Genomic DNA, 21,013 nt, shown 5'->3' on the forward strand with positions numbered 1-21,013 from the left:
GCGCGGGAGGAGGAATGCTTTCCATGAAATCCACTCGCTTCCCACGCGCCCTGTGCGCGCTGGCCCTGCTGGCCGCCGGCCTCGCGGGCGCCGCCCATGCCGACGCCACGCTCGACAAGATCAAGCAACGCGGCAGGTTGTCCGTCGGCGTCGACGCGCCGGAGCCGCCCTTCGGCCTGCTCGACACCGCCACCGGCAAGGTGGGCGGCTTCCAGACCGACCTGGCGCGCGATATCGCCAAGCGGCTGGGCGTCGAACTCGAGGTGGTTCCGGTGCATGCCTCGACGCGCGTGCAGTTCCTGCAGGCCGGCAAGGTCGACCTGCTGATCGCCAACATCCAGTGGACGCAGGAACGCAGCGAGATCCTGAGCTTCGCCCCCACGCCCTACAACCTGGTCGGCGGCGCGGCCATCGTGCGCAAGGGCAGCGGCATCCGCAAGTGGGAAGACCTGCGCGGCAAGGTGGCCTGCGTCTCGCAGGGCAGCAACTTCGCCAAGCCGCTGCAGGACACCTACGGCGCGGTGGTCAAGGGCCTCAAGGGCATTCCCGAATCGCTGCTGGCGCTCAAGGGCGGCACCTGCGCCGCCTCGGTGCACATCCAGCCGGCGATGCTGCAGACGCTGACCGGCGCGAGCGCGGCCGAATGGACCGACTTCGAGCTCGCGACGCAGGACCAGCTGATCCCCTCGCCCACCGTGGTCTGGACCCGGCGCAACGAGGCCGACACCCAGGCCTATGTCGACCAGGCGATCCGGGACTGGCACCGCAGCGGCCTGCTGGTCACGCTCTCGAAGAAATACGGCGTGCCGGACGCCTATTTCGTCGCCGCCAACCAGAAGGCGCGGCAGGGCCAGTACGACCGCGCACCGCTCGAAGTCCGTGCGCCGTGAGCCGCCCGCGTGACTGAGGAGGACCGCTTCAGCGCCGATGGCCTGCGCGCGCAGGCCATCGCCATCCTGCAGGCCTGGGGCATGCCGCCCCCGCATGCGCAGACCGCTGCGGCACTCATGGTCGAGACCGACCTGCTGGGCGTGGACTCGCATGGCGTGTCGATGCTGCCGCAGTACGCGGTGCTGCAGCGCAACGGCCGGCTGCGCCTGGATGCGTCACCCGTCCTGCTGCGCGAAGGGCCGGCCACCGCGCTCATCGATGCAGGCGCCAGCCTGGGCCACGTGGCGTCGGCGCAAGCGATGCGGCTGGCGGTCGAGAAGGCACGCGTCCTCGGTGTTGCGCTGGTCGGCGTACGCAACTCGCACCACTTCGGCGCTGCCGGCGTGTATGCGCGCATCGCGTCCGACCAGGGGCTGATCGGCCTGGTCACGAGCTCGGCGCAGGGCATCCTGCTGGTGCCCACCCGTGCCACGGCGCCGGTGCTCGGCACCAACCCGATCGCCTTTGCCGCGCCGCTGCCCGCGGGCTCGCGCAACACCGCCTTCGTCCTCGACATGGCGACCACCACCGCCGCAGCCAACCGCGTCAAGGTGAAGGCCTTGCGCGACCAGCCGGTGCCCGAAGGCTGGGTGGTCGACGGCCAGGGCGCACCGGTCACCGAGCCGCAGGCGGCGCGGCAACAGGTCTTCGAGCAAGCCGATGGCGGCCTCACCCCGCTGGGTGGCAGCGCCGACGGCGGCAGCCACAAGGGATACGGCCTGTCGCTGCTGGCCCAGGTACTGGGGGGCACCCTCAACGGCGGCGCCTTCGCCCCGCTGCACAACCGCAACCACGGCCCGGGCGACCCGGCCAACGTCGGCCACAGCTTCCTCGCGATCGACCCGGGCTTCTTCGGCGAACCCGGCGCCTTTGCGCAGGCGCTCGACGGTGTGATCGACCTGCTGCACGCGACGCCGGCGGTCGACCCGGGCCATCCGGTCCTGGTGCCCGGCGACCCGGAGGCCACCCACCACGCCGAACGCAGCCGCCTGGGCATCCCGCTGCCCGCGGCGCTGCAGCGGCAACTGCGTGAGGTGGCCGGATCCGCCGGCGTGCCCTACACGCTGCAGCCCATCGACAGCGCCTTCGAACCACCGAATCCCGCCCCATGACGACCCCTTCCTTCCCCCTCTCCCGACGCGTGCAGCGCGTGAAGCTCTCGCCCAATGCGGCCGCCAGTGCGCGCGCTTCGGCCCTGATCGCGCAGGGGCGCGACGTGCTGGTGCTGACCGCCGGCGAGCCCGACTTCGACACACCGCAGCCGATCAAGAACGCCGCCATCGCCGCCCTGGCGCGCGGCGAGACCAAGTACACGCCGACGGCCGGCACGGCCACGCTGCGCCGGGCCATCAGCGCCAAGTACCGGCGCGAGAACGCGCTCGACTACCCGCCGTCGCAACTGATCGTCTCCAATGGCGCGAAGCAGGTGATCTTCAACGCATTGGCCGCCACGCTGGACGCGGGTGACGAGGTGGTGCTGCCCGCACCGTATTGGCCGTCCTTCCCCGACATCGTGGCGGTCAACGAGGGCACGGCGGTGATGGTGCCGGCCGACGAGGCCAGCGCCTTCAAGCTGACGCCGCAGGCGCTGGAGACCGCGCTCACGCCGCGCACCCGCTGGTTGATCCTGAACTCGCCGGGCAACCCCAGCGGCGCCGTCTACAGCGCCGACGAACTGGCCGCGCTGGCCCAGGTGCTGCGGCGCCATCCGCGCGTGCTGGTGCTGTGGGACGAGATCTACGAGCACATCTGGTTCACGCCGGAACGCCCGGCACACCTGCTGCACGTCGCGCCCGACCTCCGCGAGCGTACGCTGCTGGTCAATGGTGCCTCCAAGACCTATGCGATGACCGGCTGGCGCATCGGCTGGGGCGCGGGGCCAGAGGCGCTGGTCCGCGCGATGGAGGTGATCCAGTCGCAGGCATCGAGCGGACCGAACGCCATCGGGCAGGCCGCCACCGCCTGGGCGCTGGATGCCGATGACCAGGGCTTCGTGAGCGCCTCGCGCGCGGCCTACGCACGGCGCGCGGGCTTTGTGACTAAAGCGCTGCAGGCCGTGCCCGGCCTGTCGCTGCTGGCGCCGCAGGGCGCCTTCTTCGCCTACGTGCATTGCGGCGCGCTCATCGGCCGGTGGCGGCCCGACGGGCGGCCGATCGCCTCCGACGCCGACGTGGTGGACTGGCTGCTCGAGGCCGAGGGGGTGGCCGTGGTGGACGGCGCCGCCTACGGCCTCTCGCCTTACTTCCGCGTCTCCATCGCCGCCAGCGATGCGGTGCTGGCCGAGGCCGTGCAGCGCATCGCACGAGCGGTCGGCGCGCTGCGGCGCGCTGCGCCTGTGCCTGCAGCCGCCATCGCGGCGGCCCCGTGAGTCCCATGACCGACGGCCTGCTCCCGGCCCTGGTGGCGGCGCTCAAGCCGCTGGGCCTGAACTATGCCTTCGCGCTCGACCCGGGCGAGCGCCAGGCCTTCGTGCGCGGCCTGGGCGTGACGCTGCAGCTGTGCCTGCTGACCATTCCCGGCAGCCTGCTCTCGGGCGTGGCGATCGCCGCGGCGCTGACCTCGGGCCGCCGCTGGCTGGTCCGGCCGGCGCGTGCCTTCGTGGAGGTCACGCGCAACACACCGACGCTGGTGCAGCTGTACTGCGCCTTCCTCGTGCTCAACATGCTCATCACCCAGCAATTGAAGCCGCTGGGCGGCACCAACCCGCTCGGTCCTTTCGTCTGGGTGGTGATCGTGGTGTCGCTGCACAAGGGCGTGTTCCATGCCGAGGCGCTGCGAGCCGGCATCGAGGCGGTGCCGCGCGTGACGCTCGAGGCCGCACGCTCGCTGGGCTTTTCGCAGCGGCAACTGCTCGCCCGCGTGGAGCTGCCGCTGGCGGTGCGATTCGCGCTGCCCTCGCTGGTCAACAACCTGGTGGACCTGGTGAAGATGACGGCGGTGGCCTCCGCCATCGCGGTGGGTGACGTGACCTACGAGTCGATCATGATCTGGACGCAGCGCGACAACGTGCTCGAACTGCTGCTGCTGATCCTGCTGTACTTCGGCCTGCTGACCTGGCTGGTGAGCCTGGCGGGCCGCTGGCTCGAACGACGCTGGAGGATGCCCGGCTATGGCCAATGAACACGCCCTGAACCCCACGGGCCGACCGGCCGCGGCCGATGCCGGCCCCTGGCGCAATCCCTGGACGCTGGCCGCTCTCGGCGCGGCTGCGGTGCTCACGTTCTGGAGCGCCACCGGCAGCACGCCGGCTGTCGTCACGCACCTCTGGCGCTGGCTGCCGGTGCTGCTGCGCGGGCTGCTGGTCAACATCGAGATCAGCGTGCTGGCGATGGCGCTGGGCACGCTCGCCGGGCTGGCGATCGGCGCGCTGTCCCTGTCGCCCTCGCGCGCGCTGCGCGTGGGGGTGCGCTGGTACGTGCAGGTCTTTCGCAACGCGCCGGTGCTGGTGCTCATCTACTTCACCACCTACGTGTTCCCGTTCGAGTTGCAAGTCTCGACCTGGGTCGTCCCCTTCCCCGACTGGATCAAGGTGGTGCTGGGGCTGGCGCTGCCGGCCAGCGCCATCGTGGCGGAAATCTTCCGTGGCGCGATCCAGTCGATCCCGAGCGCGCAATGGGAAGCCGCGCAGTCGCTGGCCTTCCGCCGCAGCGAGATCTTCCGCCTGATCGTGCTGCCGCAATGCGTGCGACGCATGCTGCCGCCCTGGATGAACCTCTACGCCAGCATCACCATGAGCACCTCGCTGGCATCGCTGGTGGGCGTGCACGACGTGGTGGACACGGCGCAGATCGCCAGCAACACCGTGGCGCGCACCGACTTCACCATCCTCGTCTATTGCACGCTGCTGGGCCTGTTCTTCGCCTACTGCTACCCGATCGCCCGCGCCACACGCGCGCTGGAACGCCGCCATGAACGCCACTGACTCCTTCCTCGCCGCTGCACCGGCCACCGCGGCCGAGGCACCGCTGGTCGCCTTGCATGACGTGCACCTGTCCTTCGGTGCCAACCCAGTGCTCAAGGGCATCGACTTTGAGGTGCAACGCGGGCAGGCGGTGTCGATCATCGGGCCCTCGGGCTCGGGCAAGTCGACCATCCTGCGTTGCATCACCGGGCTGCTGCGCCCGCAGCACGGCGAGATCCGCGTGGGCGAGACGCGCGTGGACGCGCTGCGCACCGAGGCCGAGCTGATCGCCCTGCGCAAGCGCGTGGGCTTCGTGTTCCAGCAGTACAACCTGTTCCCGCACCTCACGGTGCTTGAGAACCTGGTGATCGCGCCGACCCGCGTGGCCGGACGCGATCGCGCCACGGCCGAGCGCGACGCGCGCGCCCTGCTCGACAAGGTGCGCCTGTCGCACAAGGAGGCGGCCTACCCCGGCGAACTGTCGGGCGGGCAGCAGCAGCGCGTGGCCATCGCGCGCGCGCTGGCCATGCGGCCCGAGCTGATGCTGTTCGACGAAGTGACCTCCGCGCTCGACCCCGAGACCGTGGGTGAGGTGCTCACCGTCATCCGCGACCTGGTGCGCGACGGCCTGACCTGCGTGCTGGTGACGCACGAGATGCGCTTCGCCGAGGAGATCAGCGACCAGGTGTATTTCACCGAGGCCGGTGTGATCGTCGAGCACGGGCCGGCCGCGCGCATCTTCGGTGCGCCCGAGAGCGAGCGCACCCGCGCCTTCCTGCACCGCGCGCTGGGCGAAGGCCCGCGTGCCTCGTCGGCGCCGGCCGCCCTGCCGGCCCCCTTCCCCGAGACGCTGGCCTTCGAGCGGCTGCGCTTCGCACTCTGAACCCACTTTGCTTCCCCCAAGAACCATGACAACAGCAACCCCCACCCTCTCCAGTTCTTCTTCCGCAGACGTCGCCGCCCAACGCCGCGCCGCCGTTGACCAGGCCCTGAACGACGTGCGCGCCATCGCCGCCACGCAGCCCTTCGACCGCGCCGTGCTCGCGCGCATCACCGCGCGGCTCGAACAGCTGGCTTCGCACACCGCGCTGTTCACCCGCGCCGACTTTCCACCGCCGGCCATCACCGAAGGCGTGGGCGCCTCCACGCGCTACCGGCTCAACCCCGGGGACGGCGACGACGGCGTGGCGCTCTACCTCAACTCCATCAACCCCGGCAAGACCTCGATTCCGCACAACCACACGACCTGGGCCACCATCGTCGCGGTCGAGGGCCAGGAAGAGAACCGCGTCTACCGCCGCACCGACGACGGCAGCGACCCCGCCGTGGCCCGGCTCGAACTCGACCGCGAAGTGACGGTGCAGCCGGGCACGTCGATCGGCTTCCTGGCCGACGACCTGCACAGCATCCACGTGATCGGCGAGCAGCCGACGCTGCACTTCCACCTGTACGGCCGGCCGCTGGAGACGCTGTCGCAGCGCATCGGCGTGAACCTGGCGACCGGCGCGGTCGTCAACTACAACGCCACGCAAATGAAGCCGAGCCAGGTGGCGGCATGAGCGAGGACAAGCGCGCCAAGAAGCTGGGCGCCGGCACCCGCCTGCTGCACGCCGGCGCACCCGCACTGCGCGACGGCAGCGGACCGGTCAACGTGCCCGTGGTGCGGACCAGCACCGTGCGCTTCGAGAACACCGCCGCGCACGCCGACTACCACCACCGCCGCACGGCCGGCGAGCGCGTGGCCTCCTACGGCCGCCATGGCCTGGACACGCACCGCGCGCTCGAAGACGCGGTGACGGGCCTCGAAGGCGGGCACCGCGCCTTCCTCACGCCCTCGGGCCTCTCGGCCATCACGCTGGTGCTGCTCGCGCTGCTGTCGCCCGGCGACCATGCGCTGGTGGCCGACGGCGTGTACGCGCCGCTGCGCCGCGTCGACAGCACGCTGCTGCAGCGCCTGGGCATCACGGTCGAGTACTTCTCGCCCGCGCACGACGACCTGGCGAACCTGATTCGTCCGAACACGCGTTTGCTGTACCTCGAATCGCCGAGCTCGCTGCTCTTCGAAGTGCTCGACCTGCCCGCGCTCACCGCCGTCGCGCGCGACCGCGGCGTGACGGTCGCCACCGACAACACCTGGAGCGGCGGCTGGTTCTACCAACCGTTGGCCCTGGGCGCGAACATCTCGATCCAGGCGGCCACCAAGTACATCGCGGGGCATTCCGACCTGATGCAGGGCATCGTGGTGGTCGACAGCCCGGTGTTGGCCGCGAAGCTCTCCACCGCCTACGAGGCATTGGGCCTGACCATCGGTGCCGACGATGCCTACCTCGCGCTGCGCGGCCTGCGCACGCTGCCCGTGCGGCTCGCGCAGCACCAGCGCCACGCGACCGAGGTGGCCGGATTCCTGCAGCAGCAGCCGCAGGTGGCACGCGTGTTCTATCCCGCGCGGCCCTCCGACCCGGGCCATGCGCTGTGGAAGCGCGACTTCAGCGGCGCCAGCGGCCTCGTGTCCTTCGCGTTCCGCCATGCCACACCGGCCGCGGCCGACGCCTTCGTCGATGCGCTCGCGCTCTTCGGCATCGGCGCGTCCTGGGGCGGCTACGAAAGCCTGGCGCTGGTCGCCCAGCCCGAGCGGTTGCGCGAGCACCGGCAGTGGACCGGCGACGCGCCGGTGGTGCGCCTGCACATCGGGCTCGAAGACCCGGCGGACCTGATCGCCGACCTGTCGCAGGCCTTTGCCGCCGCCGCTGCCACGGCGCAGCGCTGACTCCTTTCCCCAAGAACACCTCACCCCATGTCCTCGAACTCCCATCCATCCTCCGACCCGCGCGTGCGCGTCGCCGTCGACGTCGGCGGCACCTTCACCGACGTGGTGCTGCTGCGCGGCGCCGAGAAACACACGCTCAAGGTTCTCACCACGCCCACCGCGCCCGAGCAGGCCGTGCTCGGCGGCGTCGAAGAAGTGCTGCAGCAGGCCGGCGCCAGCTGGGCCGATGTCGACCTGCTGATCCTCGGCACCACGCTGGCCACCAACGCGCTGATCGAGCGCAAGGGGGCACCCACCGCGCTGCTCACCACGCACGGCTTTCGCGACCTGGTGGAGATCGGCCTGGAAGACCGCTTCGCGCAGTACGACGTGTTCCTCGACAAGCCCGCGCCGCTGGTGCCGCGCCACTGGCGCCACGGCGTGGTCGAGCGCGTGGACGCGGCCGGCCGCGTGATCACGCCGCTGGACGAAGCGCAGGTGTTCGTGCTCGCGAAGCAATTGCTGGCCGACTGCATCGAGAGCGTGGCCGTGTGCTTCCTGCACGGCTATGCCAACCCCGCGCACGAGCGCCGCGTGCGCGAGCTGCTGCGTGAACACGCGCCCGGCCTGTGGGTGTCGCTGGCCTCCGACGTGTGCCCCGAGATCCGCGAGTACGAACGCCTGTCGACCATCAGCGCCAACGCCTATGTGCAGCCGCAGGTGGCCGGCTACCTGCGCCGCCTGCAGGAAGGCGCCACGGCACGCGGCCTGCGCGCCGAGCCCTTCCTCATGACTTCGGGCGGTGCCATCACCACGCTGCAGGCCGGCATCGACGAGCCGGTGCGACTGGTCGAATCGGGCCCGGCCGGCGGCGCCGTGCTGGCGCGCCAGGTGGCCGAGCAGATCGGCGCCACGCGCGCGCTCTCGTTCGACATGGGCGGCACCACGGCCAAGATCTGCTTCATCGACGACTACCAGCCGCAGATCAGCCGCAGCTTCGAGTTCGGCCGGGTGCACCGGCACCTGAAGGGCTCGGGCCTGCCGATCCGCATCCCGGTCATCGAGATGGTGGAGATCGGCGCAGGCGGTGGTTCGATCGCCCGCGTGAACCACCTGGGCGTGGTGCAGGTGGGCCCCGACAGCGCGGGCTCCTCGCCCGGCCCGGCCGCCTACGGCCTGGGCGGCGAACTGCCCACCGTGACCGACGCGCACGCCGCGCTCGGCACCATCGACCCGGCGCGCTTCGCCGTCGGCAAGGTGCGGCTCGACCCGCAGCGTGCACGCGACGCGCTGCTGCAGGGTCTTGCGGCACAGACCGGTCTCGACGTCGAATCCGCCGCGCAGGCCGTGGTCGAAATCGTCACCGAGAACATGGCCAACGCCGCGCGCGTGCATGCCTCCGAGCTCGGCAAGGTGGCGGAAGAAAGCACGCTCATCGCCTTCGGCGGTGCGGCGCCGCTGCATGCCGCGCTGCTCGCGCGCAAGCTGGGTGTGGCGAGGCTGGTGATTCCCAACTCGGCCGGCGTCGGTTCGGCGCTCGGTTTCCTGTGGGCGCCGGTGGCCTACCAGACGGTGCGCAGCCTCGCGCAGCGGCTCGACCGCATCGACAATGCGGCCGTCGACAAGCTGCTCGGCGAGCTGACGGCCACCGCCGACGACGTGGTGCTGCGTGCCGCGCCCGGCGCCGCGCTGGTGCGCCATCGCCAGGCCTTCATGCGCTACGCGGGCCAGGGCCACGAGATTCCGGTCGAGCTGCCCGAAGGCCCGTTCGACGCGGCCGCGAGCCAGGCGCTGCACCAGCGCTTCGAGGATCGCTATGCCGCGCTGTACGGCCGCAGCCTGCCGCACATCGCGGCCGAAGCGGTGAGCTGGTCGGTCGCGGTCGAAGCCGGTGGCCGCGCGGCGCCCGAGCCCGACGAGGTGGTGGCCGACACCGGCCGCGCCGAGCCGTCGGGCACTCGCCGGCTGTACGACGCGGACGCCGGCCGGTGGACCGAGGTGCCGGTCTACGAACGCACCGCGCTCGGTGCCGGCCGGTGGATCGAAGGCCCGGCGCTGGTCGTCGAAGACGAAACGACCACGCACGTGATCGCGGGCTTCGAAGCGCGCGCAACGCGGCTTGGTGCACTGGTGCTCAACGACACCACCGTGGGCCCGCAAGACCGCGCCGAGCTGGTCGAAGCGGAGGCCGCATGACGGCCTCCGCTGGCCGCCAGGCCCTGCGCCAGCAACTGGTCTGGAGCCGCCTGCTCGCCGTGGTCGAGGAACAGGCGCAGGCGCTCATCCGCACCGCCTTCGGCACACCGACACGCGAGGCCGGCGACCTGTCGGCCGGCGTGTTCCTGCCCGACGGGCGCATGGTCGCGCAGGCCGTGACCGGCACACCGGGCCACGTCAACTCGATGGCCGATTCGGTGCTGCATTTCCTGCGGGCCTTTCCGGTGGACACCATGCGCGACGGCGACGTGTTCGTCACCAACGACCCCTGGAAAGGCACGGGCCACCTGTTCGACGTGGTCATGGTCACGCCGGTGTTCCACGGCGAGGGCGCCGCGAAGAAGGCCGTGGCGCTCTTCGCGTCGACCGTGCACGTGGTCGACATCGGCGGCGTCAACGCCGGGCCCGATGCGCTGGAAATCTTTCACGAAGGGTTGTTCCTGCCGCCGCTGCGCTTCGTGAGCCAGGGCGTGATCGAAGAAGCCGTGCTCGACATCGTGCGCGCCAACGTGCGCGAGCCCGGCCAGGTCGAGGGCGACTTCCATGCGCTGGTGGCCTGCAATGCGGTGGGCGCCGTGCGGCTGCAGCGCCTCCTGCGCGAGTTCAAGCTGGCCGACCTGCAGGCGCAGGGCGACTACATCATCGAACGCTCGCGGCTGGCCATGCGCGAGGCGTTGCGCGAGTGGCCCAAAGGCACCTGGCGCAACCACATGACGGTGGACGGCTACGACATGCCGCTGGAACTGCATGCGGCCGTCACCGTGTCGGACGACGGCATCCTGGTCGACTTCGCGGGCACCTCGGCCAGCATCGCGCGCGGCATCAACGTGCCCAAGGCTTACACCGACGCCTACACCTCCTTCGGCATCCGCTGCCTGGTGGGCGCGGACGTGCCCAACAACGCGGGCTCACTCGCCCCCATTCGCGTGGTGGCGCCCGAAGGCTCCATCGTCAACGCGCTGCCGCCGGCCGCGGTGGCGGCGCGCGCGGCCATCGGGCAGATGCTGCCCGACCTGGTGTTCGGCGCGCTGCGGCAGGCGCGGCCCGAGCGCGTGCCGGCCGAAGGCGCGTCGTCGCTGTGGAACATCCGCCTGTTCGGCGGCCAGCCGATCGAGGGTGGGCCGAACGACGCGCTGCGGCGCGCGCGGCGTTTCAACATCGTGAGCTTTTCCACCGGCGGCACCGGCGCGCGGCCGGGCAAGGACGGGCTGTCGGCCACGGCGTACCCGAGTGGTGTGCGCAACGTATCGCTCGAAATCCTCGAGACCCAGGCACCGCTGCTGTTCCGCCGCAAGGAGTACCGGGCGGATTCGGGCGGGGTCGGCGCGTCGCGCGGCGGCCTCGGCCAGGTCATCGAGATCGAGAACGCCGATGGCGACCCGATGGTGCTTTCGGCCACCTGGGACCGCATCCGCTTTCCCGCGCGCGGCGCGCTCGGTGGCGGCGACGGCGCACCCGGCGCCGCGCGGCTCAAGCATGCGGGCACCGTGCTGCGCGGCAAGGGCCGGCAGGTCATTCCGGCCGGCGAAGTGCTCGTGGTCGAGACGCCCGGCGGCGCGGGCCTGGGCGACCCGGCAGAGCGCGACCCCGCACGGGTGGCGCGCGACCTGAAGGCCGGGCTGGTCACGAAGACGGCCCCGACACCCTCCAAAGATTTCGCAGGAACCGTTGCATGAGCACGCCCCCCACCCCCAAGGCGCTGGCCAGTCGCCAGCTCATCCGCCACCAGCTCGCCTGGAATCGGCTGCTCTCCGTGGTCGAGGAACAGGCGCAGGTGCTGATCCACACCGCCTTCGGCACCTCCACGCGCGAGGCCGGCGACCTGTCGGCGGGCGTGTTCCTGCCCGATGGACGGATGATCGCGCAGGCCGTGACCGGCACGCCGGGCCACGTCAATTCGATGGCCGAATCGGTCAAGCACTTCCTGCAGCGCTTTCCCATCGACACGATGGACGACGGCGACGTGTTCCTCACCAACGACCCGTGGAAGGGCACCGGCCACCTGTTCGACATGACGATGGTCACGCCGGTCTTCCATGGCGAAGGCGATGCGCGCCGCGCGGTGGCGCTGTTCGCCTCCACGCTGCACGTGGTGGACATCGGCGGCATCGGCTCCAGCCCCGACGGGCTGGAGATCTACCACGAGGGCCTGTTTTTGCCGATCCTGCGCTTCGTGCGCAAAGGCACGGTGGACCCGGCCGTGCGGGCGATCATCCGCGCCAACGTGCGCGACCCCGAGCAGGTCGAGGGCGACCTGTACGCGCTGGTGGCATGCAACGAGGTGGGCGGCCGGCGCCTGCGCACGCTGCTGCGCGAGTTCGGCTTCGACGACCTCGAGGCGCTGGGCGACTTCGTCATCGCGCGCTCGGCCCAGGCCATGCGCGAGGCGCTGCGCGACTGGCCGCGCGGCACCTGGCACCACACGCTGGTGGCCGACGGCTACGACGCGCCCATCACGCTGCAGGTGTCGGTGACCATCGCCGACGACAGCATCGCGGTCGACTACGCCGGCACCTCCGGCAGCGTGGCGCGCGGCATCAACGTGCCCAAGGCCTACACCGATGCCTACACCTCCTTCGGCATCCGCTGCCTGGTGGGGCCCGACGTGCCGAACAACGCCGGCTCGCTCGCACCCATCCGCGTGGAGGCGCCCGCGGGTTGCATCCTGAACGCGCTGCATCCGGCGGCGGTGACGGCGCGCCACGTGGTCGGCCAGCTGCTGCCCGACGCGGTGTTCGGCGCGCTGCGCCAGGCCCGGCCCGGCCGCGTGCCCGCCGAGGGCGCTTCGTCGCTGTGGAATCTGCAGCTGGTCGGCGGCGAGGTGCTGGCGGGCACGAGCCCGGCCGACGCCGAGGCGGTGCGCCGTGGCCCACGCTTCAACGTCATCAGCTTCTCCACCGGCGGCACCGGCGCGCGGCCCGGCAAGGACGGGCTGTCGGTGACAGCCTTCCCGAGCGGCGTGCGCAACGTGTCGCTCGAGATCCTGGAGACCCAGGCTCCGGTCGTCTTCGAGCGCAAGGAATTCCGCGCCGACTCCGGTGGCACCGGCGCCGTGCGCGGCGGCCTGGGCCAGGTGATCGAGGTGCGGCATGCGCAACCGGACGCCGCCTTCCTGATCGCGGCGGCCTTCGACCGCGTGGCCAACCCCGCGCGCGGCGCGCTCGGCGGCGGCCATGGCGCGCCGGGTGCGCTGCGGCTGGCCTCGGGTGCCACGCTGCGCGCCAAGGGCCGGCAGATCGTGCCGGCCGGCGACCGGCTGGTCGTCGAGACGCCCGGCGGCGGCGGCCTGGGTGACCCGTCCAAGCGCGACCCGGCGCTGGTGGCGCGCGACCTGCGCGAAGGGCTGGTGTCGCCGGAGGCTTCTTCGGCTTCTACCGTGCATGCCGGCGTCGAGCCTGTCATTGCCTGAATTCTTTTTTTTCCGACCCCGTTTTCCACACCATGTTTTTCTCGACCCCCTCCTTTCCGCTTCGCAGCGCCCTCCTCGCTGCGCTGCTTGCCGTGGGCCTCGCCGCCCACGCCGCACCGCCCAACCACAGCGGCACGCTCACGCTGCTGACGACCAGCGAACCGACCGCGCTCGTCACCATCGGCAACGTGGCCACGCCCATCCTGAGCGTGAGCGCCAAGGTCACCGAAGGCCTGCTCAAGTACGACTACGACGTCAACCCGCAGCCGCAGCTGGCCACCCAGTGGACCATCAGTCCGGACGGGCTGACCTACACCTTCACGCTGCGCCAGGGCGTGAAGTGGCACGACGGCCGCGACTTCACCTCGGCCGACGTGGCCTATTCCATCGAGCTGCTCAAGAAGATCCACCCGCGTGGCCGCAACACCTTCGCCAACCTCACCGCCATCGACACGCCCGACAAGTACACCGCCGTCCTGCGGCTGTCCAAGCCCGCGCCGTACCTGATCCGCGCGCTGGTCGCGACCGAGACGCCCATCGTGCCCAGGCATATCTACGAAGGCACCGACCCGGCCAGCAACCCGAACAACAACGCGCCCGTCGGCACCGGCCCGTTCAAGTTCAAGGAATGGGTGCGCGGCAGCCACATCGTGTACGAGCGCAACACCGACTACTGGGACAAGCCCAAGCCCTTCGTCGACCAGCTGATCGTGCGTTTCGTGACCGACCCTGCCGCCGCCGCCGTGGCCTTCGAGACCGGCACCGTCGACCTGGGCTACCGCACGCCCGTGCCGCTGGCCGACCTGGAGCGCCTGAAGAAGGTGCCCGCACTGCGCTTCGAGACCAAGGGCAACAGCTACTCGTCGAACGTGACGCGGCTGGAATTCAACCTCGACAACGCGTACTTCAAGAACGAGAAGGTGCGCCAGGCCGTGGCCCACACGGTGGACCGCAACGTGATCGTGAAGGTGGTGAACTATGGCTACGGCCAGGTCAGCTACTCGCCGATCGCGCCCGGCCTGAAGGCCTTCCACGACCCGGCGCCCTCGCCCTACGCCGTCGACCTGAAGAAAGCCAATGCGCTGCTCGACGAGGCCGGCTATCCGAAGAAGGCCGGTGGCGTGCGCTTCAGCGTGCCGCTGGACTTCAACCCGATCGGCGCCGACGGCGCGCGCCTGGCCGACTACCTGCGCTCGACGCTGGCGCGCATCGGCATCGCGGTGACCGTGCGTGCGCAGGACCCGAGCGCCTTCATCAAGCGCATCTACACCGACCGCGACTTCGCCTTCACCACCAACGGTGCGAGCAACCTGTTCGACCCGACCGTGGGCGTGCAGCGCCTGTACTGGTCGAAGAACTTCATCAAGGGCGTACCCTTCTCCAACGGCACCCATTACCAGAACCCGGTGGTGGACAAGCTGCTGGAAGACGCGGCCGTGGAAAACGACCGCGCCAAGCGCCTGAAGCTCTTCAAGGACTTCCAGGACACCGTGGCACGCGACGTGCCCGACCTGAACCTCTACCAGCCGGTGTTCATCACCATCGCGAACCAGCGCGTGCACGACCATTCGCTGACGGCCGACGGGGTGGAATCGAACCTGGCGGACGTATGGGTGGACGGGGCCAAGAAATAGCCTGAAACGCTGGACCCGGGCCGGCGGCCCGGGGCGAGGTCATGGTTCGGTGCGCGGCTGGAAGTACAGGTCCGCGAAGCTCCCGCGGATGTTCTCGCCGGTCGGCGCGTAGTCGCGCACCTTCTTCGCCGCCACCGTGATCTGCGGATTGGCGCCCAGCTCGATCGACGGGATGTCGCGGTGCACGATCTGCTGGAAGTCGACGAAGAGCTGCCGGCGCCTGGCCTCGTCCACCTCGACCGCCGCGGCCTCCAGCAGGCGATCCACTTCCGGATTCACGTAGTGCGGCGCGTTGGAGAACGGCAGGCCGATCTTGAAGTTCTTCGACCAGAACACGCGCTGCACGCCCACCGTGGGATCGAACAGGTTCGTGAGGCTTTCCAGCGTGATGTCGAAGGCCCGTTCGGTGTAGGCCTTGGTAACGTAGGTCGCGAAGTCGTAGCTCTCGAGCGCCGCGTCGATGCCGATGCGCCCCAGTGACTGGCGCACGAAGTCCGCCGCGCGCCGATCCTGGAAGGGGTTGTAGAGCAGCCGCAGCTTCAGGCGCGTGCCACCTGCGCCGCGCTGGAGGCCGGCTGCATCGAGCGCCGCTTCGGCCGCCTTCGGGTTGTACGGATAGGGCTGGATGCTCGCGTCGTGGTAGCGCGCGATGCCCTTGCCGATCGGCGAAGCCGAGGGCGTGCCGTAGCCGTACCACACCGTCTTGGCGAACGCATTGACGTCGATGGCCTGCGCGATCGCCCGTCGCACCTCGAGTTTTTGCAGCACCGGCGTGTCGAGGTTGAAGTAGATCTGCTGGTGGCTGCCCAGGTAAGGCGAGATGCGCGCGTCGATCTCGATGCCGGGGAGCTTCCTGAACCGCTCCACGTCCGACAGCGGTATGCCACCGGTGCCGTTGGCCAGGTCGGCCGCGCCCGACTCCAGCGCCGCCGCACGCGCCGCGGCGTCGAGCACGAAGCGCACCACCACGCGCTCGAGGTAGGGCTTGGGCTTGTCCCAGTAGTTCGGGTTGCGCTCCAGGATGATGTGGCTGCCCTGCACCCACTCCTTGAAGACGAAGGGCCCGGTGCCCACCGGTGCGCTGTTGTATTTGCTGGACGCGATGTCGGTGCCTTCGTAGAGGTGCTTCGGCACGATCGGCGACTCGGTGGAGGCCAGCGCCGTCAGCAGGAACGGTGACGGCTTGCTCAGCACGATGACGGCGGTGTGCGGGTCGGGCGTCTTCACCTCCACCACGTTGGCGAAGGTGCCGCGCCCGCGCGGATGCACCTGCTTGAGCGTGAGGATCGAGAACGCGACATCGGCGGAGCTGAAATCCCGTCCGTCGTGCCACTTCACGCCTTTGCGCAGCGTGAAGGTGTATTGCAGCCCATCCGCGCTCTGCGACCAAGTCGTGGCGAGCAGCGGCTTGGGCTTGAGCTCGTAGTCGTAGGTCAGCAGCCCCTCGACGATCTTCGGGCCGATCTCGGCGTTGCCACCGGCCGTGGTCGTGAGCGGCACGATCGACGAGGGCACGGGGTTGATCAGCCAGGTCAGCGTGCCGCCCGGCCGCGGCTGGGCCGTGGCGGTCAGCGCCGCGAAGGCAAAAGAAGCGGCGGCGGCGGCGACCACGGCCGATGCCGCGCGCTGCGGCATCGGCCGCGTGGAAGTCCAAGGTGTCGTCATGTCTTTTCTCTGAAGGCCGGAGGGACCGCTTCACATGCAGCGGCGTCGCAGGTTAGCCGCGCGCTCCGGCAGGCCAAACAATGGATGCGCGCTTCGATATCTGTTTTTCCTGCATGCGTGGCGTGCCCTCTCCGCGTGGCCGTGCCTTATGCACGCACCGGCTAAGCAATCCCAAAAGCCTTCTTTGGCGAGTGCACGGCCCGCGCGTAGCCTGAACGGCTCCTGTCTCCACCGAGGAATCCACAGATGAACGATCGTTTGAAACCCGTGCACGCTTCGCGCTCCGCCGCCGTCAAGGCCGGCCTCGACCATCCCGTGATCGACACGGATGTCCACGTCAACGACTTCGCCCCGGTGCTGGAGGACTACGTGGCGCAGTACGGCGGCGTCAAGCTGGTCGATGCGCTTCGCAAGGCGCTGGGCGGGCGCTTCGTCACGCGCAACGGCGGCGGCAAGGACTGGTACCAGCAGAGCGCCGAGGAGCGCCAGTTCCACCGCACGCTGCGCGCGCCCTGGTGGGCCCGCGTGACGCGCAACACCTACGACCTGGCCACCTACACGCTGCCCGCCTTGCTGCACGAGCGCCTGGGCGAACAGGGCTCGGACTACTCGATCCTGTTCCCCAACGATGTGCTGTCGCCAGCCGCTGCCGGCAGCGAATACCGCCAGCCGCTGCACCGCGCGATCAACCACTTCCATGCCGACCAGTACCGGCCGTATGCCGACCGCCTGACGCCGGTCGCGGGCATCCCGCTGCACACGCCGCAGGAAGGCATCGAGGAGCTCGAGTTCGCGGTCAAGACGCTCGGCCTGAAGGTGATCAACATCGCCGGCGGCGTGCGCCGGCCGATCCGCGCCATCGCCGAGAAGTACCCGGCGAAGGAACACCCCGAGATCGCCAAGCAGGTCGGCTACATCGATTTCTACGGCATCGACAGCGAGCACGACTACGACCCGTTCTGGGCCAAGGTGGTCGAGCTCGGCGTGCCGGTCACCACGCATTACGGCAGCCAGGGGTGGACGGGGCGCCAGTCGATCAGCAACTACATGAACAACCACATCGGCCACTTCGCCGACGGCTCGCAGGCCTTCGCCAAGGCGCTGTTCTTCGGCGGCGTCACGCGGCGCTTTCCGGGTCTGCGCGTGGGCCTGCTCGAAGGTGGTGCCGACTGGGGCTCGCACGTCTACACCCATCTCGTGGACCGCTGGGAGAAGCGCAACAGGCATGCCGTGCGCAACTACGATCCGGCCGAGGCCGACGTCGAACTGCTCGCCTCGCTGTTCAAGCAATACGGCGGCGACTTCGTCAAGGGCCGCACGCTGGACAAGGCCACGCTGCTGCGCGACAGCCTGGGCATTTCCGCGTTGCCCCACAGCCGCGAACCGAACGAGTCGGAGATCGACGACTTCGCGCTGGCCGGCATCGAGAAGGTGGAGGACATCCGCGACCGCTGGGTGAACAACTTCTACTTCGGCTCGGAGGCCGATGACCGCACGGTGGCCGCTGCCTTCAACGACAAGGTGAATCCGCTGGGCACGAAGATCAACGCGATCTGGTCGTCCGACGTGGGCCACTGGGACGTGCCCGAGTTCACCGAGCCGCTGGCCGAGACCTGGGACCTGGTGCAGCAGGGCGTGATCTCCGCTGCCGACTTCAAGGCCTTCGTCTTCGACAACCCGCACCGCTTCTACACCGAGGCGAATCCGCGCTTCTTCGAAGGCACCGAGGTCGGCCGTAAGCTCGGCCTGAAGGGTACGGCATGAACGGCATCCCACGGTGGCTGCGCTGGAGCGCGGCGCTGGCCATCGCCATCGCCACCTCGGCGCATGCGGCACCCGACACCATCCGCATCGGGGTCGCCACCGCGGGCGGCGGCGACCCGGTCACCTGGGGCGGCTCGCCCGGCGGCGTGGCGCGCGTCAACAACTGGCTCGAAGAGGAATTCAAGGCCTCGGGCGTGAAGGTCGAATGGCTCTTCTTCAAGGGGGCCGGCCCGGCGGTGAACGAGGCGCTGTCGAACAAGCAGATCGACTTCGCCTACCAGGGCGACCTGCCGCAGATCGTCGGCCGCTCCAACGGGCTGAAGACCAAGCTGCTGCTGGTCAGCGGCGCGCGCAACAACCTCTATCTGGTGACGCCAACCCCGTCCGACATCCGGTCGATCAAGGACCTGAGGGACCGCAACGTCTCGATCTTCCGCGGCACCAACGGGCACCTCGTTGCCATCAACGTGCTGGCCGCCAACGGGCTGGCCGAGCGCGACGTCAAGGGGGTGAATCTCGACGTCGGCAGCGCACAGGCGGCACTCGTTTCCAACGGCGTGGATGCGGCCTTCGGCGGCTACGAATGGTTCAAGGTGCGTGACCAGGGCCTGGCCAAGGTGGTGTACTCGACCCAGGGACAGGATCCGGCCTTCACGCGCCAGGCATCGCTGCTGGTGCGCAGCGACTTCGAGCAGGCCAACCCGGCCGAGGTGCAGCGCGTGGTCGACGTGTTCGTGCGCGCCGCGCGCTGGTCGTCGGACGAGAAGAACCGCGACGAGCTCTTTCGCATCTGGGCACGCAGCGGCACGCCGGTCGCGTCCTGGGCGGCGGAGTTCGACCAGCAGCAGCTCGCGGTGCGCAACTCGCCGCTGGTCGACGACTTCATCGTCGCGCGCTACAAGGCCGTCGTGGCCGACGCGCTCAAGCTCAAGCTGATCCGCCGCGAGGTGTCGATCGACGACTGGTTCGACACGCGCTACCTGAAGGCGTCGCTGAAGAAGCAGGGCCTGGAGGACTATTGGACGGCCTTCGATGCAAAGGGCCAGCCCAAGAAGACGGGCTCGTCGATCGCCTCGCGATGAGCGCGGAAGCCGAGCTGTCCGCAGTACTGCAGGGCGACGGCCAGCGCGAACCTGCGCGCGCATCGCGGGTCTGGCGGCGCCTCGCCGCGAGAGCGGCCGACACTGCCCTCCCCTGGCTGCTGCCCGTCGCGCTGGTGGCGCTGTGGGTCGCCGGCGCCGCGCAGGGCTGGATCTCGCCGCAGGTGCTGCCGCCGCCGCTCTTCGTCTGGGAAACCTTGCGCGACCTGGCGCTCGACGGCGACCTGTGGCGGCACGTGAGCACGAGTTTCATGCGCGTGGGCGTGGGCTTCGCCGTCGGCACCTCGCTCGGACTGGCGCTGGGTTCGGCCATGGGCCTGTCGCGCCGCTTCGAGGCTTACGTGCTGCCGACCTTCAATGCGCTGGTGCAGATCCCGGTGCTGGCGTGGCTGCCCTTCGTGCTGCTGATCGTGGGTATCGGCGAGCCGCTGAAGTACATCCTCATCGCCAAGGCGGCGCTGGTCCCGGTGGCGCTCAACACGCTGCAGGGCTTCCGGCAGACGCCCGTGGCGCTGCGCGAGGTCGGGCAGGTGTACGGCTACAGCCGGCGCCAGCAGGTGCTGGAGATCGTGCTGCCGCATGCCGTGCCCACGCTCTTCACCGGCATCCGCCTGGGGTTCACCAAGGCCTGGCTGTCGCTGGTGGTGGTGGAGCTGGTAGCCTCCAGCGAAGGCCTGGGCTACCTCATCGTGTACGGCCGGCAGCTGTTCCAGCTCGACCTGGTGATGGCGGCCGTCATTGTGGTGGGCGCCATCGGCTATGCCATCGACCGGCTGCTCGACCGGCTCGAGACCACGGTGCATCGGCGCCGACCCGGCGGGGCTGCGCCATGACCGGCGCCGCGCGAGACGCAGCCGAACTGGCGGTGGTGCAACCGCTGCGGCCCGAGCAGCGCGGCCGCTGGCGCGGCTTCGTGCTCCCGGTGGCGGCGGTGGCGCTGTGGTGGCTGCTGTCGTCGCTGGACATCGTCAACTCGGCCCTGCTGGTGTCACCGGCCAAGGTGTTCGACACCGCCGTCGAGCAGGTCGTGACCGGCCGGCTCTGGCGCGCCCTGAGCGCCAGCCTCGCGCGCGAGGCGACCGGCTTCACGATCGGCACCGTGGCAGGCCTGCTGCTCGGCGCGCTGCTCGGCCTGTCGCCGCTGTTCAACCGTATCGTCGGCCCGAGCTTCAACACCTTCAAGCAGATCTCGCTGTTCGCGTGGATTCCGCTCATCTCGGTCTGGTTCGGCCTGGGCGACGTCGCCAAGGTGGTGTTCCTCTCGCTGGCCGCCCTGGTGCCGGTGGTGGTGAACACCTGCGACGGCATCCGCACCGTGCCGCCCGGCCTGCTGGAGGTGGCGCGGGTGTTTGGCTTCACGCGCTGGCAGACGGTCACGCAGGTGGTGCTACCGGCGGCCCTGCCCTCGATCTTCACGGGCGTGTACCTCGCGCTCATCTATTCCTGGCTCGCGACCATCGGCGCCGAGTACCTGCTGGTGGCCGGCAAGGGCATCGGCAACACGCTGATCGAAGGCAGCGAGCATTTCCAGATGGACCTGGTCATGTTCGGCATGGTCGTGATCGGCACGGTCGGCTGGCTGATGAATGCCTCGGCCCGCGCGCTGGAGCGCCGGCTGGCGCGCTGGACCGGACGCACAACCTGAGA

17 protein-coding genes are annotated in these 21,013 nt (G+C 70.0%); 16 read left to right on the forward strand and 1 reads right to left on the reverse strand.

The window, feature by feature from the left end:
• The first annotated feature begins 23 nt into the window (after positions 1-23).
• From QTH86_RS04440 to QTH86_RS04495, 12 genes are read left to right on the forward strand one after another with little or no spacing between them, the layout of a single operon-like run.
• Complete coding sequence (locus QTH86_RS04440) at positions 24-890, forward strand: transporter substrate-binding domain-containing protein (protein ID WP_286645871.1); 867 nt, start codon at positions 24-26, stop codon at positions 888-890.
• Positions 891-899: 9 nt separating this feature from the next.
• Entirely contained in the window at positions 900-2,042 is a 1,143-nt protein-coding gene (locus QTH86_RS04445; protein ID WP_286645870.1) for an Ldh family oxidoreductase, read from the forward strand.
• Entirely contained in the window at positions 2,039-3,298 is a 1,260-nt protein-coding gene (locus QTH86_RS04450; RefSeq protein ID WP_286645869.1) for an aminotransferase class I/II-fold pyridoxal phosphate-dependent enzyme, read from the forward strand. The genes QTH86_RS04445 and QTH86_RS04450 overlap by 4 nt, the downstream gene beginning before the upstream one ends.
• 5 nt (positions 3,299-3,303) lie before the next feature.
• The gene (locus tag QTH86_RS04455; RefSeq protein WP_286646765.1) at positions 3,304-4,050 is read left to right on the forward strand and encodes an amino acid ABC transporter permease; all 747 of its coding nucleotides are present in this window, start codon (positions 3,304-3,306) and stop codon (positions 4,048-4,050) included.
• Entirely contained in the window at positions 4,040-4,852 is an 813-nt protein-coding gene (locus tag QTH86_RS04460; protein WP_286645868.1) for an amino acid ABC transporter permease, read from the forward strand. The genes QTH86_RS04455 and QTH86_RS04460 overlap by 11 nt, the downstream gene beginning before the upstream one ends.
• A complete protein-coding gene (locus tag QTH86_RS04465; protein ID WP_286645867.1) occupies positions 4,839-5,714 on the forward strand; it encodes an amino acid ABC transporter ATP-binding protein in 876 nt (291 codons plus the stop codon). Before QTH86_RS04460 ends, QTH86_RS04465 begins: the two co-directional genes overlap by 14 nt.
• 25 nt (positions 5,715-5,739) lie before the next feature.
• Positions 5,740-6,390: a cysteine dioxygenase family protein gene (locus tag QTH86_RS04470; RefSeq protein ID WP_286645866.1), complete on the forward strand. Its 651-nt coding sequence runs from the start codon at positions 5,740-5,742 to the stop codon at positions 6,388-6,390.
• The gene (gene metC / locus QTH86_RS04475) at positions 6,387-7,598 is read left to right on the forward strand and encodes a cystathionine beta-lyase (RefSeq protein WP_286645865.1); all 1,212 of its coding nucleotides are present in this window, start codon (positions 6,387-6,389) and stop codon (positions 7,596-7,598) included. The genes QTH86_RS04470 and metC overlap by 4 nt, the downstream gene beginning before the upstream one ends.
• A gap of 27 nt (positions 7,599-7,625) precedes the next feature.
• Positions 7,626-9,773 (forward strand): hydantoinase/oxoprolinase family protein, encoded by a 2,148-nt coding sequence (locus QTH86_RS04480; protein ID WP_286645864.1) that lies wholly within the window; start codon positions 7,626-7,628, stop codon positions 9,771-9,773.
• The gene (locus QTH86_RS04485; protein WP_286645863.1) at positions 9,770-11,470 is read left to right on the forward strand and encodes a hydantoinase B/oxoprolinase family protein; all 1,701 of its coding nucleotides are present in this window, start codon (positions 9,770-9,772) and stop codon (positions 11,468-11,470) included. Before QTH86_RS04480 ends, QTH86_RS04485 begins: the two co-directional genes overlap by 4 nt.
• Entirely contained in the window at positions 11,467-13,203 is a 1,737-nt protein-coding gene (locus QTH86_RS04490) for a hydantoinase B/oxoprolinase family protein (protein WP_286645862.1), read from the forward strand. The genes QTH86_RS04485 and QTH86_RS04490 overlap by 4 nt, the downstream gene beginning before the upstream one ends.
• 32 nt (positions 13,204-13,235) lie before the next feature.
• Complete coding sequence (locus tag QTH86_RS04495) at positions 13,236-14,837, forward strand: ABC transporter substrate-binding protein (RefSeq protein WP_286645861.1); 1,602 nt, start codon at positions 13,236-13,238, stop codon at positions 14,835-14,837.
• Between the two features lie 39 nt (positions 14,838-14,876).
• On the opposite strand, the gene QTH86_RS04500 is transcribed toward QTH86_RS04495, so the two are convergent.
• On the reverse strand, positions 14,877-16,502 hold the full coding sequence (locus QTH86_RS04500) for an ABC transporter substrate-binding protein (RefSeq protein ID WP_286645860.1): 1,626 nt from the start codon (positions 16,500-16,502) through the stop codon (positions 14,877-14,879).
• 246 nt (positions 16,503-16,748) lie between these two features.
• On the opposite strand from QTH86_RS04500, the gene QTH86_RS04505 reads away from it, so the two are divergent.
• Genes QTH86_RS04505 through QTH86_RS04520 form a run of 4 tightly spaced genes read left to right on the forward strand, consistent with a single transcriptional unit; the run spans position 16,749 to position 21,011 of the window.
• On the forward strand, positions 16,749-18,266 hold the full coding sequence (locus tag QTH86_RS04505) for an amidohydrolase family protein (protein WP_286645859.1): 1,518 nt from the start codon (positions 16,749-16,751) through the stop codon (positions 18,264-18,266).
• Positions 18,263-19,348: an ABC transporter substrate-binding protein gene (locus tag QTH86_RS04510; RefSeq protein WP_286645858.1), complete on the forward strand. Its 1,086-nt coding sequence runs from the start codon at positions 18,263-18,265 to the stop codon at positions 19,346-19,348. The genes QTH86_RS04505 and QTH86_RS04510 overlap by 4 nt, the downstream gene beginning before the upstream one ends.
• A complete protein-coding gene (locus QTH86_RS04515) occupies positions 19,345-20,199 on the forward strand; it encodes an ABC transporter permease (protein WP_286645857.1) in 855 nt (284 codons plus the stop codon). Before QTH86_RS04510 ends, QTH86_RS04515 begins: the two co-directional genes overlap by 4 nt.
• Entirely contained in the window at positions 20,196-21,011 is an 816-nt protein-coding gene (locus tag QTH86_RS04520; RefSeq protein ID WP_286645856.1) for an ABC transporter permease, read from the forward strand. The genes QTH86_RS04515 and QTH86_RS04520 overlap by 4 nt, the downstream gene beginning before the upstream one ends.
• Positions 21,012-21,013: the final 2 nt, after the last annotated feature.

The sequence above is a fragment of the Variovorax sp. J2L1-78 genome, assembly GCF_030317205.1.
Classification (GTDB): Bacteria; Pseudomonadota; Gammaproteobacteria; order Burkholderiales; family Burkholderiaceae_C; genus Variovorax; species Variovorax arabinosiphilus.

What these genes read in the sequence shown, in the direction of transcription:
- QTH86_RS04440 (WP_286645871.1), top strand. Translation starts at nt 24, where the DNA reads ATGAAATCCACTCGCTTCCCACGCGCCCTGTGCGCGCTGGCCCTGCTG.
- QTH86_RS04450 (WP_286645869.1), top strand. Translation starts at nt 2,039, where the DNA reads ATGACGACCCCTTCCTTCCCCCTCTCCCGACGCGTGCAGCGCGTGAAG.
- QTH86_RS04455 (WP_286646765.1), top strand. Translation starts at nt 3,304, where the DNA reads ATGACCGACGGCCTGCTCCCGGCCCTGGTGGCGGCGCTCAAGCCGCTG.
- QTH86_RS04460 (WP_286645868.1), top strand. Translation starts at nt 4,040, where the DNA reads ATGGCCAATGAACACGCCCTGAACCCCACGGGCCGACCGGCCGCGGCC.
- QTH86_RS04465 (WP_286645867.1), top strand. Translation starts at nt 4,839, where the DNA reads ATGAACGCCACTGACTCCTTCCTCGCCGCTGCACCGGCCACCGCGGCC.
- QTH86_RS04470 (WP_286645866.1), top strand. Translation starts at nt 5,740, where the DNA reads ATGACAACAGCAACCCCCACCCTCTCCAGTTCTTCTTCCGCAGACGTC.
- metC (WP_286645865.1), top strand. Translation starts at nt 6,387, where the DNA reads ATGAGCGAGGACAAGCGCGCCAAGAAGCTGGGCGCCGGCACCCGCCTG.
- QTH86_RS04480 (WP_286645864.1), top strand. Translation starts at nt 7,626, where the DNA reads ATGTCCTCGAACTCCCATCCATCCTCCGACCCGCGCGTGCGCGTCGCC.
- QTH86_RS04485 (WP_286645863.1), top strand. Translation starts at nt 9,770, where the DNA reads ATGACGGCCTCCGCTGGCCGCCAGGCCCTGCGCCAGCAACTGGTCTGG.
- QTH86_RS04490 (WP_286645862.1), top strand. Translation starts at nt 11,467, where the DNA reads ATGAGCACGCCCCCCACCCCCAAGGCGCTGGCCAGTCGCCAGCTCATC.
- QTH86_RS04495 (WP_286645861.1), top strand. Translation starts at nt 13,236, where the DNA reads ATGTTTTTCTCGACCCCCTCCTTTCCGCTTCGCAGCGCCCTCCTCGCT.
- QTH86_RS04500 (WP_286645860.1), bottom strand. Translation starts at nt 16,502, where the DNA reads ATGACGACACCTTGGACTTCCACGCGGCCGATGCCGCAGCGCGCGGCA.
- QTH86_RS04505 (WP_286645859.1), top strand. Translation starts at nt 16,749, where the DNA reads ATGAACGATCGTTTGAAACCCGTGCACGCTTCGCGCTCCGCCGCCGTC.
- QTH86_RS04510 (WP_286645858.1), top strand. Translation starts at nt 18,263, where the DNA reads ATGAACGGCATCCCACGGTGGCTGCGCTGGAGCGCGGCGCTGGCCATC.
- QTH86_RS04515 (WP_286645857.1), top strand. Translation starts at nt 19,345, where the DNA reads ATGAGCGCGGAAGCCGAGCTGTCCGCAGTACTGCAGGGCGACGGCCAG.
- QTH86_RS04520 (WP_286645856.1), top strand. Translation starts at nt 20,196, where the DNA reads ATGACCGGCGCCGCGCGAGACGCAGCCGAACTGGCGGTGGTGCAACCG.